This window comes from Sideroxyarcus emersonii, assembly GCF_021654335.1.
GTDB lineage: Bacteria > Pseudomonadota > Gammaproteobacteria > Burkholderiales > Gallionellaceae > Sideroxyarcus > Sideroxyarcus emersonii.
Window position 1 is genome coordinate 698,175 of record NZ_AP023423.1, and the last position, 20,774, is coordinate 718,948.

The 20,774-nt window shown below is 60.2% G+C and carries 17 protein-coding genes and 4 tRNA genes; 17 read left to right on the forward strand and 4 right to left on the reverse strand.

Annotated features, from left to right (window positions below):
- Both L6418_RS03340 and L6418_RS03345 read right to left on the reverse strand, forming a co-directional pair.
- Positions 1 to 642, reverse strand: coding sequence for a lytic transglycosylase domain-containing protein (locus tag L6418_RS03340; protein ID WP_237248065.1), 642 nt, complete (start codon positions 640 to 642; stop codon positions 1 to 3).
- A complete protein-coding gene (locus tag L6418_RS03345) occupies positions 639 to 2,339 on the reverse strand; it encodes a proline--tRNA ligase (protein WP_237248066.1) in 1,701 nt (566 codons plus the stop codon). The genes L6418_RS03340 and L6418_RS03345 overlap by 4 nt, the downstream gene beginning before the upstream one ends.
- 119 nt (positions 2,340 to 2,458) lie before the next feature.
- Here L6418_RS03345 and L6418_RS03350 point away from each other — a divergent pair, with 119 nt between their 5' ends.
- The 3 genes from L6418_RS03350 (at position 2,459) to L6418_RS03360 (ending at position 4,645) form a co-directional block, all read left to right on the forward strand.
- Positions 2,459 to 3,016 carry an RNA pyrophosphohydrolase gene (locus tag L6418_RS03350; protein WP_237248067.1) on the forward strand — a complete coding sequence of 186 codons (558 nt, stop codon included), beginning with the start codon at positions 2,459 to 2,461 and terminating at the stop codon, positions 3,014 to 3,016.
- A gap of 2 nt (positions 3,017 to 3,018) precedes the next feature.
- Entirely contained in the window at positions 3,019 to 3,615 is a 597-nt protein-coding gene (locus L6418_RS03355; protein WP_237248068.1) for a CBS domain-containing protein, read from the forward strand.
- Between the two features lie 133 nt (positions 3,616 to 3,748).
- Entirely contained in the window at positions 3,749 to 4,645 is an 897-nt protein-coding gene (locus tag L6418_RS03360) for a PEGA domain-containing protein (RefSeq protein ID WP_237248069.1), read from the forward strand.
- A 60-nt stretch (positions 4,646 to 4,705) separates the two neighbouring features.
- On the opposite strand, the gene dut is transcribed toward L6418_RS03360, so the two are convergent.
- Complete coding sequence (gene dut, locus L6418_RS03365; protein WP_237248070.1) at positions 4,706 to 5,155, reverse strand: dUTP diphosphatase; 450 nt, start codon at positions 5,153 to 5,155, stop codon at positions 4,706 to 4,708.
- Positions 5,155 to 6,345, reverse strand: coding sequence for a bifunctional phosphopantothenoylcysteine decarboxylase/phosphopantothenate--cysteine ligase CoaBC (coaBC, locus tag L6418_RS03370; protein WP_237248071.1), 1,191 nt, complete (start codon positions 6,343 to 6,345; stop codon positions 5,155 to 5,157). Before coaBC ends, dut begins: the two co-directional genes overlap by 1 nt.
- Before the next feature lie 33 nt (positions 6,346 to 6,378).
- On the opposite strand from coaBC, the gene radC reads away from it, so the two are divergent.
- The 14 genes from radC to rpoC all read left to right on the forward strand — a co-directional run bounded on the left by radC (position 6,379) and on the right by rpoC (position 20,693).
- Positions 6,379 to 7,053 (forward strand): DNA repair protein RadC, encoded by a 675-nt coding sequence (radC, locus tag L6418_RS03375; protein WP_237248072.1) that lies wholly within the window; start codon positions 6,379 to 6,381, stop codon positions 7,051 to 7,053.
- 205 nt (positions 7,054 to 7,258) lie between these two features.
- Positions 7,259 to 7,343: transfer RNA gene (locus tag L6418_RS03380), tRNA-Tyr, on the forward strand.
- A 53-nt stretch (positions 7,344 to 7,396) separates the two neighbouring features.
- Positions 7,397 to 7,470 (forward strand) — tRNA-Gly (locus L6418_RS03385).
- A gap of 11 nt (positions 7,471 to 7,481) precedes the next feature.
- Positions 7,482 to 7,556 (forward strand) — tRNA-Thr (locus tag L6418_RS03390).
- Between the two features lie 40 nt (positions 7,557 to 7,596).
- Positions 7,597 to 8,787 (forward strand): elongation factor Tu, encoded by a 1,191-nt coding sequence (gene tuf / locus L6418_RS03395; RefSeq protein WP_237248073.1) that lies wholly within the window; start codon positions 7,597 to 7,599, stop codon positions 8,785 to 8,787.
- A gap of 61 nt (positions 8,788 to 8,848) precedes the next feature.
- A tRNA-Trp gene (locus tag L6418_RS03400) sits at positions 8,849 to 8,924 on the forward strand.
- Positions 8,919 to 9,302 carry a preprotein translocase subunit SecE gene (gene secE, locus L6418_RS03405; RefSeq protein WP_269807839.1) on the forward strand — a complete coding sequence of 128 codons (384 nt, stop codon included), beginning with the start codon at positions 8,919 to 8,921 and terminating at the stop codon, positions 9,300 to 9,302. The genes L6418_RS03400 and secE overlap by 6 nt, the downstream gene beginning before the upstream one ends.
- On the forward strand, positions 9,302 to 9,835 hold the full coding sequence (nusG, locus tag L6418_RS03410; RefSeq protein WP_013028893.1) for a transcription termination/antitermination protein NusG: 534 nt from the start codon (positions 9,302 to 9,304) through the stop codon (positions 9,833 to 9,835). Before secE ends, nusG begins: the two co-directional genes overlap by 1 nt.
- Positions 9,836 to 9,926: 91 nt before the next feature.
- Complete coding sequence (rplK, locus tag L6418_RS03415) at positions 9,927 to 10,361, forward strand: 50S ribosomal protein L11 (protein WP_013028894.1); 435 nt, start codon at positions 9,927 to 9,929, stop codon at positions 10,359 to 10,361.
- 1 nt (position 10,362) lies between these two features.
- On the forward strand, positions 10,363 to 11,058 hold the full coding sequence (gene rplA / locus L6418_RS03420; protein ID WP_237248075.1) for a 50S ribosomal protein L1: 696 nt from the start codon (positions 10,363 to 10,365) through the stop codon (positions 11,056 to 11,058).
- A 249-nt stretch (positions 11,059 to 11,307) separates the two neighbouring features.
- Positions 11,308 to 11,805, forward strand: coding sequence for a 50S ribosomal protein L10 (gene rplJ, locus L6418_RS03425; protein ID WP_237248076.1), 498 nt, complete (start codon positions 11,308 to 11,310; stop codon positions 11,803 to 11,805).
- Positions 11,806 to 11,836: 31 nt separating this feature from the next.
- Positions 11,837 to 12,217, forward strand: coding sequence for a 50S ribosomal protein L7/L12 (gene rplL, locus L6418_RS03430; RefSeq protein WP_237248077.1), 381 nt, complete (start codon positions 11,837 to 11,839; stop codon positions 12,215 to 12,217).
- A 158-nt stretch (positions 12,218 to 12,375) separates the two neighbouring features.
- The gene (gene rpoB / locus L6418_RS03435; protein ID WP_237248078.1) at positions 12,376 to 16,446 is read left to right on the forward strand and encodes a DNA-directed RNA polymerase subunit beta; all 4,071 of its coding nucleotides are present in this window, start codon (positions 12,376 to 12,378) and stop codon (positions 16,444 to 16,446) included.
- A gap of 29 nt (positions 16,447 to 16,475) precedes the next feature.
- Entirely contained in the window at positions 16,476 to 20,693 is a 4,218-nt protein-coding gene (rpoC, locus tag L6418_RS03440; RefSeq protein WP_237248079.1) for a DNA-directed RNA polymerase subunit beta', read from the forward strand.
- The last annotated feature ends 81 nt before the right edge of the window (positions 20,694 to 20,774 follow it).

Sequence of the window (20,774 nt, forward strand, 5' to 3'; positions counted from 1 at the left end):
TCAGCCGGTGCTGCGCCCGGATTTTTGTTGCGGGCTGCTCCAGTGCTTGTGCCAGGCGGCTTTCACCATGTTCGGGTATTCCGGTTTTCCCAGGCTGCCGTTGTAGCGCCCCAGTGCGCGATACAGGTCGCCCTTTTCCATGTCCAGGTAATAGCGCAGGATGGTACAGCCATAACGCAGATTGGTGCGCAGATGGAACAGGTCGTCGTCGGGCGAGCCTATGGCCTTGGCCCAGAACGGCATCACCTGCATATAGCCGCGCGCGCCGGCTTGGGAGATGGCATATTTCCTGAAGCCGCTTTCTACTTCGATCAGCCCCAGCACCAGATGCGGATCCAGGCCTGCGCGGGTGGCTTCGTAATGCACCGTACTCAACAGATCGAAACGATACTCCGCATCCGGTATGCGCTTTGCCAGCCGCTGCGACATGTCATCCAGCCACAGCTGTGCTTCCTGTTGCGAAGCGAAGGCGAGCTTGGGAGCGGCCTGATCCGCCACCGCATGCTGCAGCATGCTGCGCACGCTGGCGGAGAGGACTTCTTCCTTTTGCGCGCCCGCCTGCACGCTGGCGGCAAAACACAGCCCGGCCGTCGCGAGCGACAGCGTGAACAATGGCTTGCGGAGTGCCGCGATCAGTTTCATAGCTTGGATTGTACGAGCTTGGCGACTTCTTGCAAGGGCAGGGCCTGTGCCGCTTCGTCCTTGCGTCCCTGGTATTCCACCTTGCCTTCCTTCAGGCCGCGATCGCCGATCACGATGCGATGCGGGATGCCGATCAGTTCCAGGTCGGCGAACATCACGCCGGGGCGCTCGTCGCGGTCGTCCAGCAACACTTCGATGCCGGCGGCGGTCAGCTCGGCGTAGAGTTGCTCGGCCGCGTTGCGCACCGCCTCGCTCTTCTTGATGCCGATGGGGGCGATGGCGACCTGGAACGGCGCCATGCCTGCCGGCAGTGCGATGCCGCGCTCGTCGAAATTCTGCTCGATGGCGGCAGCCACGATGCGCGACACGCCGATGCCGTAACAGCCCATTTCCATGACCTGCGCCTTGCCGTTTTCGTCCAGGTAGGTGGCCTGCAGCGCTTCGGAATACTTGGTGCGCAGCTGGAAGATGTGGCCGACTTCGATGCCGCGGCAGAGTTCCAGTTTGCCCTTGCCGTCCGGCGAAGCGTCGCCGGCGACGACGTTGCGCAGGTCGCGTACATTGCTTTCTTCAAGCGCCACATCGCGGCCGAAGTTCACGCCGCTGAAATGGAAGCCGTCCTCGTTGGCGCCGCAGATGAAATCGCTCAGTGCGGCAGCGGCACGGTCGGCCAATACGCGCACCTTGGCGCCCACCGGGCCGATGTAGCCGGTGCGGCAGCCCATGTGGCGATGGACCTCGTCTTCGCTGGCGAAACGGAACTCGCCCAGTATCTTGGAGGTCTTGATCTCGTTGAGCTGGTGGTCGCCGCGCAGCAGCAGCAGCACGAATTCGTTCTCGTGCGTCATCACGGCGATGGCCTTCAGCACTTTATCCTTGCCGGTCTCGAAGAAGGCAGCGACTTCCTCGATGCTCTTCTGTCCGGGAGTGATGACCTTCTGTATCTCCTGGCTGGCTGCAGCGCGTGGTACGGCGGGAGCCACCGCTTCTGCCAGCTCGACGTTGGCTGCATAGTCCGAGTCGGGGCAAAAGGCCAGCGCATCCTCGCCGGAATCGGCCAGCACATGGAATTCGTGCGAGCCGCTGCCGCCGATGGCGCCGGTGTCCGCAGCCACGGCGCGGAACTGCAAGCCAAGGCGCGTAAAGATGCGGGTGTAGGTCTCGTACATCACGCGATAGGTTTGCTCCAGGCTCTCGAAGTTGCTGTGGAACGAGTAGGCGTCCTTCATCACGAACTCGCGCGCGCGCATCACGCCGAAACGCGGGCGCACCTCGTCGCGAAACTTGGTCTGGATCTGGTAGAAGTTCAGCGGCAACTGGCGATAGCTCTTCACCTCGCGGCGCGCGATGTCGGTAATGACTTCCTCGTGGGTGGGGCCGAAACAGAACAGGTTGTCGTGCCTGTCCCTGATCTTCAGCATCTGGGGGCCGAACACGTCCCAGCGGCCGGTTTCCTGCCACAACTCGGCGGGTTGCACGGCCGGCATCAGCAACTCGATGCCGCCGCTCCTGTTCATCTCTTCGCGCACCACCGCTTCGACCTTGCGCAGCACGCGCAATCCCAGCGGCATCCAGGTGTACAGGCCGCTGGAAAGTTTGCGTATGTAGCCTGCGCGCAGCATCAGGCGGTGGCTGGGCAGTTCGGCCTCGGACGGGGCTTCCTTCAAAGTGGAGATGAAAAATTGTGAAACGCGCATGTTGGTTACTCATGGAACTGGTTGGAGGGCGCGATTCTACTGTATGGCGTGGATTCCGTCTTTCCAGTGAGGTTGAAATGTGGAACAATCCAGCCATCGAAAACAGAGTGGGGCGAATTATGATAGACCGGGAAGGCTATCGCCCGAATGTCGGCATCATTCTGACCAACGCAAAGAATCAAGTATTCTGGGGTAAACGCATCAGACAGGATGCATGGCAGTTTCCGCAAGGCGGCATCCAGCACGGCGAGACGCCGGAGCAGGCGATGTATCGCGAATTGCACGAAGAGGTCGGGTTGCAGACCTGTCATGTCCAGATATTGGGGCGAACCCGCGATTGGATGCGTTATGAGGTGCCGCAAACCTGGGTGAAGCGCGAATCGCGCGGCAATTACAAGGGGCAGAAGCAGATCTGGTTTCTGCTGCGCCTGGTCGGACGCGACTGCGACGTGTCGTTGCGCGCATCGGGGCATCCGGAGTTCGATGCATGGCGCTGGACCGATTACTGGGTTGAGCTGGATGATGTGATCGAGTTCAAGCGCGAAGTCTATCGCTTGGCTTTGAACGAATTGGTGCGTTATCTGCCGCCGCTGAAAGGCGGCGGCCGCAGAGAACCTGTCAGGCAGATGCCGGGCAGCAATACGGAAGGATCCAAGCCGTCAATTCAGAGAGGATAGCCATGAGCGACAATTTCTCAGCACTGACCAGCCATCGTTTAAAAACCGGTTCGGGTTTTGCCAGGCCGACGCAGGTGTTGCCGCAGAATGTGACTCTGAATGATCCGGCCATCAATGTGATGACCGATCTGCGCTCAGTCTCCGTTGTCAACGTGCGCGCCGGGACCTCCATGGAAAAAGCGAATGCGAAGATGATTCGCTATGGTGTGCGCACCCTGCTGGTGCTGGACGATACCGACAGGGTCGCCGGATTCCTGACCGCAAGCGATGTGCTGGGAGAGAAGCCGGTGCGCTTCCTGCAACAGGTGGGCGGTACGCATGCGGATATCCTGGTCGGCGATGTGATGACGGTGCAAAGCGAACTGGATGTGCTGAGGCTGGAAGATGTGATGAGGGCCAGGGTGGGCGATGTCCTGGCCACATTAAAGGCGGCGGGAAGACAGCACGCCATGGTGGTCGAAGAGGGGGCGGACGGCAGCCAGACGGTGCGGGGGCTCTTTTCTGCAACACAGATTGCGCGTCAACTGGGGGTGCGCATCAACACGGCCGAGGTCGTCAGGATATTCGCCGAGATCGAGGCGGCGGTCGGCGCGCATTGATGTGAATTAATAAAGTCGGCCTCGCGCCCATTCCGGGCGCGGGGATAACAGTGTCGGGGGATTGATGAAGCGTTTTGTTTTATATGTGTTGTCGATAATGACTGCAGTGGCGCTGGCTGGATGCGCCACTTTCATGAATAACGAGATTCATGTCAGCCCGGAGAAGGCAAATCCGAATGCTTCCAAGGTCAAGTACCCGGCTTCCATTCGCATCGCAGGTTATGTCGACGGCCGCAATGTCGGCAATCCCCGCAAGATCGGCATATCGGAAGAGCGGGTGCTTGGATTGTCCGTTCCCGAAATCATCCTGGATCAGGATGTCACCGACGTGGTGACCAGTTCATTGCGCAGGCGGCTGGATGATGCAGGTATCCAGGTGCTGGAGAAAGACGATGCCGGCGCCATGTTCGAGTTGAGCGGGGTGGTCAAGGAATTGAGATATGACGTCAAGACGCGTGACCATATTTCCATCAAGCTGGAGACCACGCTGAAAGAGATCGCCACCGGCAAGGTCGTCTGGTCTGGCGAGGTGGAGCAGAAAGATGAACGTTTTGCCGGTGTGTCGGGCAATAGCAAGGGCGATATCGCCGATTACCTGAAGCAGCAGGTCGGGATCGTGACGAGCAAGACGACCGAGGCGATCGATTCGGTGCTGGTGGCTACACGCCCCGATCTTTTCAATCTGACGCCCGGCGCCAAACTGATTCCCGGGGTGAAGGTATTCGTCACGCCGGAAGCTGCTGCTTCTGTGCAACCGGCCGTTGTGCCGGTTCCGGCGCCAGCATTGTCTGCGGCGGACGACAGCCGGCAGGCCGCTTCCGCGAACGGGGTACTGGTACTGACTACCGTCCCGACACGTGCCAAGGTCTATGTGGATGGCGTGTATTTTGGCATGTCGCCGTTGAACGTGGAGGTGGAGCCGGGCGTGCATGCGGTGGTTGCCAAGCTGAAAGGATACAAGTCAGCCTCGGAAAAGGTGTCGATACGCAAGGCTGAAAAGACCGAGCTGGAACTGACACTGGAGCATTGATACCGGCAGGAAGGAATAAAAAACCCGCTTGATGCGGGTTTTTTTGTTTGTGGATCGCGCTTAATGTTTGCCGGTGCTGCCGAAGCCGTTGGCTCCGCGCTGGCTCATCGGGAAATCTTCCACGATGTTGAATTGCACCTGCGCCACCGGGACGATCACGAGTTGCGCGATGCGCTCCATCGGCATCAGGGCGAACGGGTGGTGGCCGCGGTTCCAGATGGAGATGAATATCTGCCCCTGGTAGTCCGAGTCGATCAGGCCAACCAGGTTGCCGAGCACGATGCCGTGTTTGTGCCCCAGGCCGGAGCGCGGCAGGATCATGGCGGCGTAGTGCGGATCGTTCAGGTGCAGGGCAATGCCGCTGGGGATCAGTTCGCATTGTCCCGGTTGGATGGTCATGCTGCCGTCGATGCAGGCGCGCAGATCGATACCGGCCGAACCGGGCGTGGCATAGGCGGGTGGGTGCTCATGCAGGCGCGGATCGAGTATCTTTACATCCACTTTTTTCATTATCTGCTTCCTTTCTTGTAAAGAGCTGCGGCGTGGCGCAGCAGTGCTCGCGCCAAGGTGAGTTTGTCGGCGCGGGGCAGCAGGTGTTCGCCGGCATCGTCGAACAGCACCAGTTCGTTGTCGTCGCGGCCGATGGCCTGTTGCGCCAGGTTGGCGGCGAGCAACGGGATGTTCTTCTTCATGCGCTTGGCGGTCGCGTGTTCGCGCAGGTTTTCGCTCTCTGCGGCAAAACCCACGCAGAACGGCGGCTTGGGCAGGCTGGCGACATGGGTCAGGATGTCCGGATTGGGGGTCAGTTCCAGCACCAGCCTGGCATCATCTTTCTTGATTTTCTGTTCGCTCGGCCGGGCGGCGCGGTAATCGGCAACGGCGGCGACGCTGATAAACATGTCTGCCTCCGCTACGTGCTGTTTCACCGCCTCAAGCATCTCGGCAGCGCTGGTGACGTCTACAGATTGTGCGTCGTGCGGTTTCGGTAGCGCCGTCGGGCCGGAAATCAATGTGACCGCGGCTCCCATTTCCAGCGCGGCCTGCGCGATGGCATAGCCCATCTTGCCGCTGCTTCGGTTGGTGATGCCGCGCACGGCGTCGATGGCTTCATAGGTGGGGCCGGCGGTGATGAGGATGTGCTTGCCTTCCAGCAGCTTCGGCTGGAACGCGGCGGCGATGTCCTGCGCGAGCTGTTCGGCTTCCAGCATGCGCCCCATGCCTTCTTCGCCGCAGGCTTGCGCGCCGCTGGCCGGCCCCAGCAGGGTTACGCCATCGGCAATCAGCCGTTGCACATTGCGCTGGGTGGCTGCGTTCGACCACATTTGTCGGTTCATCGCTGGCGCCACCAGCAGCGGGCAATCGCGCGCCAGGCACAGAGTGGAGAGCAGGTCGTCGGCCAGGCCATGTGCCAGCTTGGCGATGAAGTCCGCCGTGGCAGGCGCGATCACGATGGCATCAGCAGCGCGGCTGCTATGGATGTGCGCCATGCCCTTGTCGTCCTGCCATTGGTCGACCAAGGCCGGGCGACCGGTGAGTGTCTGCATCGTGGCGGGGGTGATGAAGTGCGTGGCCGCTTCTGTCATCACGACCTGCACCTCGATGCCCTGCTTGAGCAGCAGGCGTGCGAGTTCCGCCGCCTTGTAGGCGGCGATGCCGCCGGTGATGCCGAGCACGATGCGTTTTGTCTGGGCTTGCTCCATAATGCCCTGCATCTTAACAAGAAACCGATTGCGATGGCGATTACCGACTGGCCTGAGGGGGAGCGGCCGCGCGAGAAGTTGTTGCAGCGCGGCGCTTCCTCGCTTTCCGATGCCGAGCTGCTGGCGATCTTCCTGCGCACGGGTGTGGCAGGAAGGAGTGCGGTGGATCTGGCGCGCGACCTGGTTGTCCGCTTCGGCAGCCTGACGCAACTGTTTGCGGCCACCGAAAAGGAATTCTGCGACATCCATGGCCTGGGGCAGGCCAAATTCGTGCAGTTGCAGGCGGTGGGGGAAATGGCGCGCCGCGCGCTGCAGGAAGAAATGCGGGCGGGCGATGCGCTGAATTCACCGCGCGCAGTACGGGATTATTTGCAGTTGCTGCTGCGGGCAAAGCCGCAGGAGGTGTTCATCTCCATTTTCCTTGATGCGCAGCACCGGGTCATCGCTAGCGAAGAGCTGTTTCGCGGCACCTTGACCCAGACCAGTGTATATCCCCGCGAGGTGGTGAAACGGGCCTTGCATCACAATGCGGCGGCATTGATCTTTGCCCACAATCATCCCTCTGGTGTGGCGGAGCCCAGCGAGTCAGATCGCTTGCTGACGGATGCCTTGAAACAATCGCTGCAGCTCGTCGATGTGCGGGTGCTCGATCATTTCATCGTGGCCGGTGCGGCATGCCTGTCGTTTGCCGAAAAGGGCATGTTGTAAGGGGCGGTTTGTATTTGTCGCTCACCGTTGAGTTGCCCTGTCCATTGAATCGAGTGCAAATGCCGCCAGGCAGCCCTCGGAATGGAGTGGCCACTGGGCTCCCCCAAGGCGGCAGCGGCTTGATTGGCCTGCTTCTTGCTCGATTCTTGTAGATTCCCTTTGACAATAAGAGCGGTTATCTGGATAATCGCGCGCTCTTTGAAATGGAGGGGTGGCCGAGTGGTTAAAGGCAGCAGACTGTAAATCTGCCCTCTCAGAGTACGAAGGTTCGAATCCTTCCCCCTCCACCAGTATTTTGCAGTTTGCTTTTAGTAGGTTAAGTGGGCTGGTGTTTGGGTTTTGTGCGGGTGTAGCTCAATGGTAGAGCAGAAGCCTTCCAAGCTTATGACGAGGGTTCGATTCCCTTCACCCGCTCCAGTTTTTAGCTTGCCCATGTGGCTCAGTGGTAGAGCACTCCCTTGGTAAGGGAGAGGTCGCGAGTCCGATTCTCGCCATGGGCACCATTTTTGTGAATTGATGTTTGGCATTGATAGGGGATAAATCATGGCAAAGAGTAAATTTGAACGTACGAAGCCGCACGTGAACGTAGGGACGATTGGGCACGTAGACCACGGCAAGACCACGCTGACAGCGGCGATCACCACCGTATTGTCGAAGAAGTTTGGCGGCGAAGCCAAGGCATATGACCAGATCGACGCAGCGCCGGAAGAGAAGGCGCGCGGCATCACCATCAACACCGCCCACGTTGAATATGAAACGGCGACGCGCCACTACGCCCACGTTGACTGCCCGGGACACGCCGACTACGTCAAGAACATGATCACCGGTGCTGCCCAGATGGACGGCGCCATCTTGGTGGTATCCGCAGCCGACGGCCCGATGCCCCAGACTCGCGAACACATCCTGCTGGCCCGCCAAGTGGGTGTTCCCTACATCATCGTCTTCCTGAACAAGTGCGACATGGTGGACGATGCCGAACTGCTGGAACTGGTTGAAATGGAAGTGCGCGAACTCCTGTCCAAGTACGAATTCCCCGGCGACGACACACCCATCATTCACGGCAGCGCCAAGCTGGCAGTGGAAGGCGATCAGAGCGAACTGGGCGAACCCTCCATCTTCCGCCTGGCAGAAGCCCTCGACAGCTACATCCCGACACCCGAGCGCGCCATCGACGGCGCCTTCATCATGCCCGTGGAAGACGTATTCTCCATCTCCGGCCGTGGCACCGTGGTGACCGGTCGTATCGAGCGCGGCATCGTCAAGGTTGGCGACGAACTTGAAATCGTCGGCATCAAGCCCACCCTGAAGACCACCTGCACCGGCGTCGAAATGTTCCGCAAACTGCTGGACCAAGGCCAGGCTGGCGACAACGTCGGCGTGCTGCTGCGCGGCACCAAGCGTGAAGAAGTCGAGCGCGGCCAGGTTCTGGCCAAGCCCGGCTCCATCACCCCGCACACCAAGTTCACGGCCGAGATCTACGTGCTGGGCAAAGACGAAGGTGGCCGTCACACCCCGTTCTTCCAGGGCTACCGTCCGCAGTTCTACTTCCGTACCACCGACGTGACCGGCGCGGTCGAACTGCCGGCAGGTACCGAAATGGTGATGCCTGGCGACAACGTCAGCATCACGGTGAACCTGATCAACCCGATCGCGATGGAAGAAGGCCTGCGCTTCGCGATCCGCGAAGGCGGTCGTACCGTCGGCGCAGGTGTGGTTGCCAAGATCATCGAGTAATTAAGCGTCGATGCGGACGGGGCGAAGCGATTCGCTCCGTTTTCATCATTTGCAGGTTTATAGGCCAGTAGCTCAATTGGTAGAGTATCGGTCTCCAAAACCGAGGGTTGGGGGTTCGAGACCCTCCTGGCCTGCCAGTTAGTAAAGTAGAAACGGACAGTTCGTACATGGCTGACAAGATCAAATTGCTGGTTGCATTCCTGCTGGTAGTGGCGGGAGTGGTCGGCTACTACGCATTGCAGGATAGCGCGGCGGTGTTGCGTGTGCTGTCGGTATTGCTCGGCGTGTTGGCGGCGGCGGGTGTATTCTGGACGACCGCATCCGGCAAGCTGTTCTTCAGTTTCGCCGGTGACTCCGTGGCCGAGGCCAAGCGCGTGGTCTGGCCGTCGCGCAAGGAGACAGTGCAAACCACGGCGGTGGTGGTCCTGTTCGCGGTGGTCATGGCCCTGTTCCTGTGGGCGGTGGATGCGAGCCTGTTATTGATCGTCAACAAACTGATGGGGCGGAGTGAGTGATGGCCAAGCGTTGGTATGTGGTGCATACGTACTCGCAGTTCGAGAAGAGCGTACAGCGTGCTTTGCTGGAGCGCATCGCGCGCGAAGGAATGGAAGATCTGTTCGGTCAAATCCTGGTTCCGGTGGAAGAGGTGGTCGAACTGAAGTCTGGTCAGAAGAACATCAGTGAGCGAAAGTTCTTCCCCGGCTATGTGCTGGTTGAGATGGAAATGACCGACGAGAGCTGGCACCTGGTGAAGAACACGCCCAAGGTTACCGGTTTCCTCGGTGGCTCGGCAATGAAGCCGACGCCGATCAGCCAGAAGGAAGTCGACAACATCATGCAGCAGATGCAGGCTGGTGTGGAGAAGCCGCGTCCCAAGGTGCTGTTCGAAGTGGGCGAGGCGGTGCGCGTCAAGGAAGGTCCCTTCACCGATTTCCACGGCATGGTGGAAGACGTCAATTACGACAAGAGCAAGCTGCGGGTCGCGGTCACCATTTTCGGTCGGTCGACACCTGTGGAACTGAATTTCGGGCAAGTCGAAAAAGCCTGATATTGAGCGCCGGAATTTCCGGCATGACAAACGGGGAGCGTATCGGAGCAGTGGCGGTATGCGTTTAACCCACATTTAGGAGTAGTAAAAAATGGCAAAGAAGATTGTCGGCTATATCAAGCTGCAAGTCCCGGCCGGTAAGGCCAATCCAAGCCCCCCCATCGGCCCGGCGCTCGGTCAGCGCGGCCTGAACATCATGGAATTCTGCAAGGCGTTCAACGCCCAGACCCAGGGTGTCGAGCCGGGTTTGCCGATCCCGGTGGTGATCACCGCGTTTGCGGACAAGAGCTTCACCTTCGTGATGAAGACGCCTCCTGCGACCATTCTGATCAAGAAGGCCGCCGGCGTGCAAAAGGGCAGCAAGACGCCGCATACCGACAAGGTCGGCAAGCTGACCCGCAAGCAGGCGGAAGATATCGCCAAGGCCAAGCAGCCTGACCTGACGGCAGCTGACCTGGATGCCGCAGTACGCACCATCGCCGGTAGCGCGCGCAGCATGGGCATTACCGTGGAAGGGGTGAAATAACATGGCACAAGTTTCCAAACGTTATAAGGCGCTGGCCGCCAAGGTTGATCGCAACAAGCTGTACGCGCTGGATGAAGCGCTGAAGCTGGTTAAAGAGACCGCCAAGGCCAAGTTTGATGAGTCCATCGATGTGGCAGTGAACCTCGGCATCGACGCCAAGAAGTCCGACCAACTGGTGCGCGGCTCCGTGGTGTTACCCAAGGGTACCGGCAAGACCATGCGCGTGGCGGTATTCGCGCAGGGTGCCAAGGCTGAGGAAGCCAAGGCGGCCGGCGCCGACATCGTCGGTTTCGACGATCTGGCCGAAAGCATCAAGGGCGGCAAGATGGATTTCGACGTGGTGATCGCTTCCCCGGACGCGATGCGTATCGTCGGCCAGCTGGGCCAGATCCTCGGCCCGCGCGGTCTGATGCCTAACCCCAAGGTGGGTACGGTGACTGCCGACGTGGCAGGTGCGGTGAAGAACGCCAAGGCCGGCCAGGTGCAATACCGTACCGACAAGAACGGCATTGTCCAGTGCACAATCGGCCGTGCTTCGTTCGCTCCGGAAGCCCTGAAGGAAAACATGCTGGCCCTGATCGATGCGCTGAACAAGGCAAAGCCCGCAACATCCAAGGGTGTGTACCTGAAGAAGATCGCGATCTCCAGCACCATGGGTGTCGGTATCCGTGTCGAGCAGGCGAGCCTGGTAGCGTAATGTTTCAAATTTGGCGGCGGGATTGCCCTGCTGCCATTTGTTCTTTGGACTGCTGGCGTGGCTGGCAGCATCAAAGACCGTAGGTGTCGAAGGTGCGGTTGGCTGGAGACTTAATCGATGGCGGCTTCATCGGCCCACGCAGATGGTGTGCCCGCGAGCAGGAAAGATTGTGGTTTGCTTCCTGTCTTGAGGACGCGGTCGTTAACCCGGATATCTTGACGATATCCGATATGAAGATGGAGAAAGACTTTGGCTCTTAATCTGCAAGAAAAGCAGGCAGTGGTCGCGGAAGTCAGCGCACAAGTGGCGCAGGCCCAGACCATCGTCGTGGCTGAGTACCGCGGCATTCCAGTTGCCGATATCACTTCCTTGCGCGCCAACGCTCGCAAGAACGGTGTTTATCTGCATGTGTTGAAGAACACGCTGGCACGCCGTGCGGTGCAGGGCACTCCCTTCGAGGGATTGGCGGACAAGATGGTCGGTCCGTTGATGTACAGCATGAGCGCTGATGCGGTCGCTGCTGCGAAGGTGGTGCACGAATTCGCCAAGACGAACGACAAGCTGGTCATCAAGGGCGGCGCCTACAACGGCAAGGTCCTGGATGCTGCTGCGGTTGCCGCACTGGCAAGCGTGCCGAGCAAGGAAGTATTGCTGGCGCAGTTGCTGGGCGTCATGAAGTCGCCGATCACGAGCATGGCTATCGTACTCAAGGCCCTGTCCGAGAAGAAGGCTGGCGCAGCTGCTTAACTAATCAATCATTCAATTTAGGAAGAACAACATGGCATTCGATAAAGACGCATTTTTGGCCGCACTGGACAGCATGTCCGTGCTGGAACTGAACGAACTGGTGAAGGCAGTTGAAGAGAAGTTCGGCGTGTCCGCCGCTGCAATGGCCGCTCCTGCTGCCGGTGGCGGTGCTGCTGCTGGCGGTGCTGCTGCCGCTGAGCAGACCGAGTTCACTGTTACCCTGAAGTCCGCTGGCGACCAGAAGGTCAACGTGATCAAGGTCATTCGCACCATCACCGGTCTGGGCCTGAAGGAAGCCAAGGATCTGGTTGACGGCGCACCGAAGGTGGTGAAGGAAGGCGTGAGCAAGGCTGACGCTGATGCAATCATCAAGCAACTGGTTGAAGCTGGCGCAACTGCTGAAGCCAAGTAAGCACAGCGTTTGCAGAGAGGCTGACGGAAAACCCGTCAGCCTTTTGCCGCTTCTGGAAACAAAACCGGATTGCGCGTTTTTGAGTTGTAGAAGTTAACGGTTAAGCGGTGCCCGGGCGCCGATTGTCCCTTACCTTTTCCTTCTGTAGTGGAGATATCATGAGCTATTCTTTTACCGAAAAAAAACGTATTCGTAAAAGTTTTGCAAAGCGCGTCGGCGCATTGCCTGTGCCGTTTTTGCTGTCCACCCAGTTGGAATCCTACAGCGATTTCCTGCAGGCATGGGTCGCGCCTGAACAGCGCAAGAACCAGGGCTTGCAAGCTGCTTTCAATTCCATCTTCCCGATCGAGAGCCACACCAAGTTCGCGCGTCTGGATTTCGTCAGCTATACGCTCGGCATGCCGCCATTCGACGTGCGCGAGTGCCAGCAGCGCGGTCTGACCTATGCGTCTCCGCTGCGAGCGCGCGTGCGCCTGACCTTGCTGGACAAGGAAGCTTCCAAGCCGACAGTGAAGGAAGTCAAGGAGCAGGAAGTCTATATGGGCGAGATCCCGTTGATGACACACACCGGCTCGTTCGTGATCAACGGTACCGAGCGCGTGATCGTGTCGCAGCTGCATCGTTCGCCGGGCGTGTTTTTCGAGCATGACCGCGGCAAGACCCACTCGTCCGGCAAGCTGTTGTTCTCCGCCCGCGTGATTCCTTACCGCGGCTCCTGGCTGGACTTCGAGTTCGACGCCAAGGACTTCGTCTACTTCCGTATCGACCGTCGCCGCAAGATGCCGGTGACCATCCTGCTGAAGTCGCTGGGTTACACGCCGGAGCAGATCCTGGCGATGTTCTTCCAGTTCGACACCTTCCATTTCGGCAAGAAAGGCATCCAGTTCGAAGTGGTGCCCGAGCGCCTGCGCGGCGAGATTGCGCGCTTCGACATCGAAGGCAAGGGTGGCAAGGTCATCGTGGCCAAGGACAAGCGCATCACCGTGCGCCACATCCGCGAGATGCAGGAAGCCGGCATCGACAAGCTGACCGTGGGCGAGGATTTCCTGGTCGGACGTGTATTGGCGCAGAACATCGTGGACAAGGATAGCGGCGAGATCATCGCCAATGCCAATGACGAGATCACCGAAACTCTGCTCGGCAAGCTGGAAGCAGCGGGCGTAGCCAAGATCAACACCCTGTATACCAACGATCTGGATCAGGGGGGCTTCATTTCGCAGACCCTGCGTACCGACGAGACCACCGACCAGTGGACTGCGCGCGTGGCGATCTACCGCATGATGCGTCCCGGCGAACCGCCCACTGAAGATGCCGTGGAAGCGCTGTTCAACGGTTTGTTCTTCAATGAAGATCGTTATGACCTGTCCGCCGTAGGCCGCATGAAGTTCAACCGCCGTGTCGGTCGCGACGAACTGACCGGTCCCGTCACGCTGTCCAACGAGGATATCGTGGAAGTGATCCGTATCCTGGTCGAATTGCGCAACGGTCGTGGCGAGATCGACGACATCGATCACCTGGGTAACCGGCGCGTGCGTGCGGTGGGCGAACTGGCCGAGAACCAGTTCCGCACCGGTCTGGCGCGCGTCGAACGCGCCGTCAAGGAGCGTCTGGGGCAGGCCGAAGCGGACAACCTGATGCCGCACGACCTGATCAACGCCAAGCCGATCTCGGCTGCAGTGAAGGAGTTTTTCGGTTCTTCGCAACTGTCGCAGTTCATGGACCAGACCAACCCGCTGGCGGAAGTGACGCACAAGCGTCGTATCTCCGCTCTTGGACCAGGCGGCCTGACCCGCGAACGCGCCGGCTTCGAAGTGCGCGACGTGCACCCGACCCACTACGGTCGCGTGTGCCCGATCGAGACGCCGGAAGGTCCGAACATCGGCCTGATCAATTCGCTGGCGCTGTATGCGCGCACCAACGAATACGGCTTCATCGAAACGCCGTACCGCAAGGTGGCGAAGAGCCGTGCGCTGGATGATGTGGAATACCTGTCCGCCATCGAGGAAAGCAAATTCACCATCGCCCAAGCGAATGCCGAACTGGACAAGAAGGGTCACTTCACCAACGACATCGTCTCCGCACGTCAGCACAACGAATTCGTGCTGGCCGAGCCGGACAAGATCGAATACATGGACGTGGCTCCGGCACAGGTGGTGTCCGTGGCCGCTTCGTTGATCCCGTTCCTGGAACACGATGACGCGAACCGCGCCTTGATGGGCGCCAACATGCAACGCCAGGCAGTGCCTGTGCTGCGTGCCGAGAAGGCATTGGTCGGTACCGGCATCGAGCGTACCGTGGCGGTTGACTCCGGCACGGCAGTGCAGGCATGGCGCGGTGGTCGTGTCGACTATGTGGATTCAGGCCGTATCGTGGTGCGCGTCAATGACGACGAAACTACCGCGGGCGAGGTCGGCGTGGACATCTACAACCTGACCAAGTACACCCGTTCCAACCAGAACACCAACATCAACCAGCGTCCGCTGGTGCGCGTGGGCGATGTGATCGCCCGCGGCGACGTGGTGGCCGACGGTGCATCGACCGACATGGGTGAACTGGCGCTGGGCCAGAACATGATGGTCGCGTTCATGCCGTGGAACGGCTACAACTTCGAGGACTCGATCCTGATCTCCGAGCGCGTGGTTGCCGAAGACCGCTTCACTTCGATCCACATCGAAGAGCTGACGGTGATGGCGCGTGACACCAAGCTGGGTACGGAAGAAATCACCCGCGACATTCCCAACCTGTCCGAAGCGCAGATGGCGCGTCTGGACGAGTGCGGCATCGTGCACATCGGTGCTGAAGTCGGCGTGGGCGACGTGCTGGTGGGCAAGGTCACGCCGAAGGGCGAGACCCAGCTGACCCCGGAGGAGAAGCTGCTGCGCGCGATCTTCGGCGAGAAGGCATCCGACGTGAAGGACACCTCGCTGCGCGTGAAGGCAGGTATCTCCGGTACTGTCATCGATGTGCAGGTGTTTACCCGCGAAGGCCTGCAGCGCGACAAGCGTGCGCAGCAGATCATCGACGACGAACTAGCTCGCTACAAGAAGGATCTGGCCGACCAGATGCGCATCGTCGAGGCCGACTTGTTCGCACGTCTGGAGAAGTTGCTGCACAACAAGGTCGCCAACGGCGGGCCGAAGAAACTGGCCAAGGGCACCAAGCTGAACAAGGAATACCTGCACAGCATCGAGCATCACCAGTGGTTCGACATCCGTGTCGCCGATGACGACGTGGCCGCCCAGTTGGAGCAGGTCAAGGAAGCGCTGGCGCAGAAGCGTGTGGAGTTCGATGCGGCATTCGAGCTGAAGAAGAAGAAGCTGACCCAGGGCGATGAGCTGCAAGCCGGCGTGCAGAAGATGGTCAAGGTGTATGTGGCTGTGAAACGCCGCCTGCAGCCCGGCGACAAGATGGCCGGCCGTCACGGTAACAAGGGTGTGGTGTCGCGCATCGTGCCGGTGGAGGACATGCCGCGCATGGCCGACGGAACGACCGTCGATGTGGTGCTGAACCCGCTGGGCGTGCCGTCGCGTATGAACATCGGGCAGGTGCTGGAAGTGCACCTGGGCTGGGCGGCGAAGGGACTGGGCAAGAAGATCAGCCAGATGCTCGACGCGCAGGCCAAGATCGCCGATGTGCGCAAGTTCCTCGGCAAGATCTACAAGGGCGACCAGGCCGACGAGATCGCCACCTTCAGCGATGAAGAAGTGATCGAGCTGTGCCGCAACCTGCGCGCCGGCGTGCCGTTTGCGACGCCGGTGTTCGACGGCGCCAGCGAAGAAGAGATCAAGGATCTGCTGGAGCTGGCCGATCTGCCGCGCTCCGGCCAGATCCAGCTGTACGACGGCCGCACCGGCGACGCGTTCGATCGCAAGGTCACCGTGGGTTACATGCACGTGCTGAAACTGCATCACCTGGTCGACGACAAGATGCACGCGCGTTCGACCGGCCCGTACAGCCTGGTCACGCAGCAGCCGCTGGGCGGCAAGGCGCAGTTCGGTGGCCAGCGTTTCGGCGAGATGGAAGTGTGGGCGCTGGAAGCCTACGGCGCGGCATACACGCTGCAGGAAATGCTCACCGTCAAGTCGGACGACGTCAACGGACGTACCAAGGTGTACGAGAACATCGTCAAGGGCGAGCACAAGATCGATGCGGGTATGCCGGAGTCGTTCAACGTGCTCACCAAGGAAATCCGTTCTCTGGGTATCGACATCGATCTGGAACGCCACTAAGCGCAGGCACAGGATAAAAGGAGTCACACATGAAAGCATTGCTCGATCTATTCAAGCAGGTCACACAGAAGGAAGAGTTCGACACGATCAAGATCGGTCTGGCCTCTCCCGAGAAGATCCGTTCGTGGTCCTACGGCGAAGTGAAGAAGCCGGAGACCATCAACTACCGTACCTTCAAGCCGGAGCGCGACGGCCTGTTCTGCGCCAAGATCTTCGGCCCGGTGAAGGACTACGAGTGCCTGTGCGGAAAGTACAAGCGCCTGAAGCACCGCGGCGTCATTTGCGAAAAGTGCGGTGTCGAAGTCACGCTGTCCAAGGTGCGCCGCGAGCGCATGGGCCACATCGAGCTGGCCTCGCCGGTCGCGCACATCTGGTTCCTGAAGTCGCTGCCGTCCCGTCTCGGCATGGTGCTGGACATGACCCTGCGCGACATCGAGCGCGTGCTGTATTTTGAAGCCTATGTCGTGACCGAGCCCGGCATGACTCCGCTGAACCGCGGCCAGTTGCTGTCCGAGGATGATTACCTCGCCAAGCTGGAAGAGTACGGCGACGAATTCTCCGCCGTGATGGGTGCGGAAGGCGTGCGTGCGTTGCTGCGCGCACTGGATGTGCCGGCTGAAGTCGAGAAGCTGCGCGCCGAACTGGAAGCAACCAGCTCCGAGACCAAGATCAAGAAATACGCCAAGCGCCTGAAGGTGCTGGAAGCGTTCATGCAGTCCGGCATCAAGCCGGAATGGATGGTGATGGAAGTGTTGCCGGTGTTGCCGCCGGAACTGCGTCCGCTGGTGCCGCTGGATGGCGGTCGCTTCGCGACCTCCGACCTGAATGACCTGTATCGTCGCGTCATCAACCGTAACAACCGCCTGAAGCGCCTGCTGGAGCTGAAGGCCCCCGAGATCATCGTGCGCAACGAGAAGCGCATGCTGCAGGAGTCGGTGGACTCGCTGCTGGACAACGGCCGTCGCGGCAAGGCGATGACCGGCGCCAACAAGCGTCCGCTGAAGTCGCTGGCGGACATGATCAAGGGCAAGGGCGGCCGTTTCCGCCAGAACCTGCTGGGCAAGCGCGTTGACTACTCCGGCCGTTCCGTGATCGTGGTGGGTCCGCAACTCAAGCTGCACCAGTGCGGCCTCCCCAAGAAGATGGCGCTGGAGTTGTTCAAGCCGTTCATCTTCGAACGCCTGGAAAAGATGGGCCTCGCAACCACGATCAAGGCCGGCAAGCGCATGGTCGAGGCGGAAGAGCCTATCGTGTGGGACATCCTGGAAGAGGTCATTCACGAACACCCGGTGATGCTGAACCGTGCGCCGACGCTGCACCGTCTGGGTATCCAGGCATTCGAGCCCATCCTGATCGAAGGCAAGGCCATCCAGTTGCATCCGCTGGTCTGCTCGGCATTCAACGCCGACTTCGACGGTGACCAGATGGCCGTGCACGTGCCGCTGTCGCTGGAAGCGCAGATGGAAGCGCGCACCCTGATGCTGGCTTCCAACAACGTCCTGTCGCCCGCCAACGGCGAGCCGATCATCGTGCCGTCGCAGGATATCGTGCTGGGTCTGTACTACATGACGCGCGAGAAGGTCGGTGCGCTGGGTGAAGGCTCCATCTATGCCGATGTGGCCGAGGTTCTGCGTGCCTATCGTTCCAACCAGGTCGATCTGCAGGCCAAGGTGGTGGTGCGCATCAAGGAGGTGATCACCAACGAGGCGGGCGAAAGGCAGGACAAGCAGACGCGTTACGAGACGACGGTCGGCCGCGCCATCCTGTCCGAAATCCTGCCGCCCAACCTGCCATTCAGCACGGTGAACAAGGCGCTGAAGAAGAAGGAGATTTCGCGCCTGATCAATACCAGCTTCCGCCGTTGCGGCCTGCGCGACACGGTGATCATGGCCGACCAGTTGATGTATACCGGCTTTGCCTATGCGACCCGCGCGGGCATCTCGATCTGTGTGGACGATATGCTGGTGCCGCAACAGAAGAACGAATTGATCGCAGCGGCCGAGAAGGAAGTGCACGAGATCCAGACCCAGTACACCTCCGGTCTGGTGACCCAGGGCGAACGCTACAACAAGGTGGTGGATATCTGGGGCCGTACCGGCGACCAGGTCGCCAAGGCCATGATGGACCAGCTCGGCGTAGAACCGGTGCGCGATCTGGCAACGGGCGAGATCGTCGTGGACAAGAAGGGCAAGGCGGTGACGCAGGAGTCCTTCAACTCCATCTACATGATGGCCGACTCCGGCGCACGCGGCTCTGCAGCGCAGATTCGCCAGCTGTCCGGCATGCGCGGCCTGATGGCGAAGCCGGATGGCTCCATCATCGAGACGCCGATCACAGCGAACTTCCGCGAAGGACTGAACATGCTGCAGTACTTCATCTCCACGCACGGTGCGCGTAAGGGCCTGGCGGATACGGCGTTGAAGACGGCGAACTCCGGTTACCTGACGCGTCGTCTGGTGGATGTGACGCAGGATCTGGTGATCACCGAAAACGATTGCGGCACGACCAATGGCCGTTCGATGAAGGCGCTGGTCGAGGGCGGTGAAGTGATCGAAGCCCTGCGCGAGCGTATCCTCGGTCGTGTGGTGGCTGCCGATGTGGTCAATCCTGAGACTGGCGAAACCTTGTACGAAGCCGGCACTTTGCTGAACGAAGACAAGGTCGAGCAGATCGAGTCGCTTGGTATCGACGAGGTGCGCGTGCGCACTCCGCTGACCTGCGATACGCGCTACGGTCTGTGCTCCAAGTGTTACGGCCGCGATCTGGGTCGAGGCGGTCTGGTGAACGTGGGCGAAGCTGTCGGCGTGATCGCCGCGCAGTCCATCGGCGAACCGGGCACCCAGCTGACCATGCGCACTTTCCACATCGGTGGCGCGGCATCGCGTACCGTGGTGGCAAGCCAGGTCGAGAGCAAGTCCAACGGTGTGATCAAGTACAGCCCGAACATGCGTACCGTGACCACGGCGCGTGGCGAACTGGTGGTGGTGGCGCGTTCCGGCGAAGTGCTGGTGACGGACGACCATGGCCGCGAGCGCGAGCGTCACAAGGTGCCGTACGGCGCCAACCTGACCGAGCGCGAAGGCAAGACTGTGCGCGCGGGCGAGATCCTGGCGACCTGGGATCCGCATACCCGTCCGATCATTACCGAATATGCTGGGCGCATCCGTTTCGAGAACGTGGAAGAGGGCGCAACTGTTGCCAAGCAGATCGATGAAGTGACCGGTCTGTCCACCCTGGTGGTAATCGATCCCAAGCGATCCACCACCGGCAAGGGCGTACGCCCGCTGGTGCGTTTGCTGGATGATGCAGGCCACGAGATCAAGATCGCCGGAACGGATACGCCGATCTCGGTGACCTTCCAGGTCGGCTCCATCATTACAGTGGAAGACGGGCAGCATGTGGGCGTTGGTGATGTGCTGGCGCGCATCCCGCAGGAGAGCTCGAAGACGCGCGACATCACCGGCGGTCTGCCGCGTGTGGCCGAACTGTTCGAGGCGCGTTCGCCGAAGGATGCGGGCATGCTGGCTGAAGTCACCGGCACGGCTTCGTTCGGCAAGGAAACCAAGGGCAAGCAGCGCCTGGTGATTACCGATACCACCGGAGAAGCGCATGAATTCCTGATCACGAAGGACAAGCATGTGCTGGTGCACGACGGTCAGGTGGTCAATCAGGGCGAAATGATCGTGGACGGTCCGGCCGATCCGCACGACATCCTGCGTTTGCTGGGTATCGAGGCGTTGGCGCAGTACATTACCGACGAGGTGCAGGACGTGTATCGCTTGCAAGGCGTGAAGATCAACGACAAGCACATCGAAGTGATCGTGCGCCAGATGCTGCGTCGCGTACAGATCATCGACGAGGGCGACACCACTTTCATTCCGAAGGAACAGGTTGAGCGTGCCGAACTGTTGCAGGAAAACGAGCGTGTGGCCGCGGAAGGCAAGCAGCCGGCCACCTACCAGCACATGCTGCTGGGTATCACCAAAGCATCGCTGTCCACGGATTCGTTCATCTCCGCCGCCTCCTTCCAGGAGACGACGCGTGTGCTGACCGAGGCGGCGATCATGGGCAAGAAGGACGATTTGCGCGGTCTCAAGGAGAACGTCATCGTGGGCCGCCTCATCCCGGCAGGTACGGGCCTGGCTTACCACACGGCACGCCGCAAGCAACGCCTGGGGCTGGACATCGCCGAAGGTGCGGGTTTGGCCGAATTGGCGGCAGCAGCGGAGACGCAAGAGGGCGCCTAATTGCTTGACAGGAATAGGCTTCGTCAATAGAATGCGCGGTCTTTTTAGCCCGTGCATTCCTGTGCGAATCGAAGTCGGTTC

What these genes read in the sequence shown, in the direction of transcription:
- L6418_RS03345 (WP_237248066.1), bottom strand. Translation starts at nt 2,339, where the DNA reads ATGCGCGTTTCACAATTTTTCATCTCCACTTTGAAGGAAGCCCCGTCC.
- L6418_RS03360 (WP_237248069.1), top strand. Translation starts at nt 3,749, where the DNA reads ATGAATAACGAGATTCATGTCAGCCCGGAGAAGGCAAATCCGAATGCT.
- nusG (WP_013028893.1), top strand. Translation starts at nt 9,302, where the DNA reads ATGGCCAAGCGTTGGTATGTGGTGCATACGTACTCGCAGTTCGAGAAG.
- rplL (WP_237248077.1), top strand. Translation starts at nt 11,837, where the DNA reads ATGGCATTCGATAAAGACGCATTTTTGGCCGCACTGGACAGCATGTCC.
- rplK (WP_013028894.1), top strand. Translation starts at nt 9,927, where the DNA reads ATGGCAAAGAAGATTGTCGGCTATATCAAGCTGCAAGTCCCGGCCGGT.
- coaBC (WP_237248071.1), bottom strand. Translation starts at nt 6,345, where the DNA reads ATGGAGCAAGCCCAGACAAAACGCATCGTGCTCGGCATCACCGGCGGC.
- radC (WP_237248072.1), top strand. Translation starts at nt 6,379, where the DNA reads ATGGCGATTACCGACTGGCCTGAGGGGGAGCGGCCGCGCGAGAAGTTG.
- rpoB (WP_237248078.1), top strand. Translation starts at nt 12,376, where the DNA reads ATGAGCTATTCTTTTACCGAAAAAAAACGTATTCGTAAAAGTTTTGCA.
- L6418_RS03355 (WP_237248068.1), top strand. Translation starts at nt 3,019, where the DNA reads ATGAGCGACAATTTCTCAGCACTGACCAGCCATCGTTTAAAAACCGGT.
- dut (WP_237248070.1), bottom strand. Translation starts at nt 5,155, where the DNA reads ATGAAAAAAGTGGATGTAAAGATACTCGATCCGCGCCTGCATGAGCAC.
- tuf (WP_237248073.1), top strand. Translation starts at nt 7,597, where the DNA reads ATGGCAAAGAGTAAATTTGAACGTACGAAGCCGCACGTGAACGTAGGG.
- rpoC (WP_237248079.1), top strand. Translation starts at nt 16,476, where the DNA reads ATGAAAGCATTGCTCGATCTATTCAAGCAGGTCACACAGAAGGAAGAG.
- L6418_RS03340 (WP_237248065.1), bottom strand. Translation starts at nt 642, where the DNA reads ATGAAACTGATCGCGGCACTCCGCAAGCCATTGTTCACGCTGTCGCTC.
- L6418_RS03350 (WP_237248067.1), top strand. Translation starts at nt 2,459, where the DNA reads ATGATAGACCGGGAAGGCTATCGCCCGAATGTCGGCATCATTCTGACC.
- rplA (WP_237248075.1), top strand. Translation starts at nt 10,363, where the DNA reads ATGGCACAAGTTTCCAAACGTTATAAGGCGCTGGCCGCCAAGGTTGAT.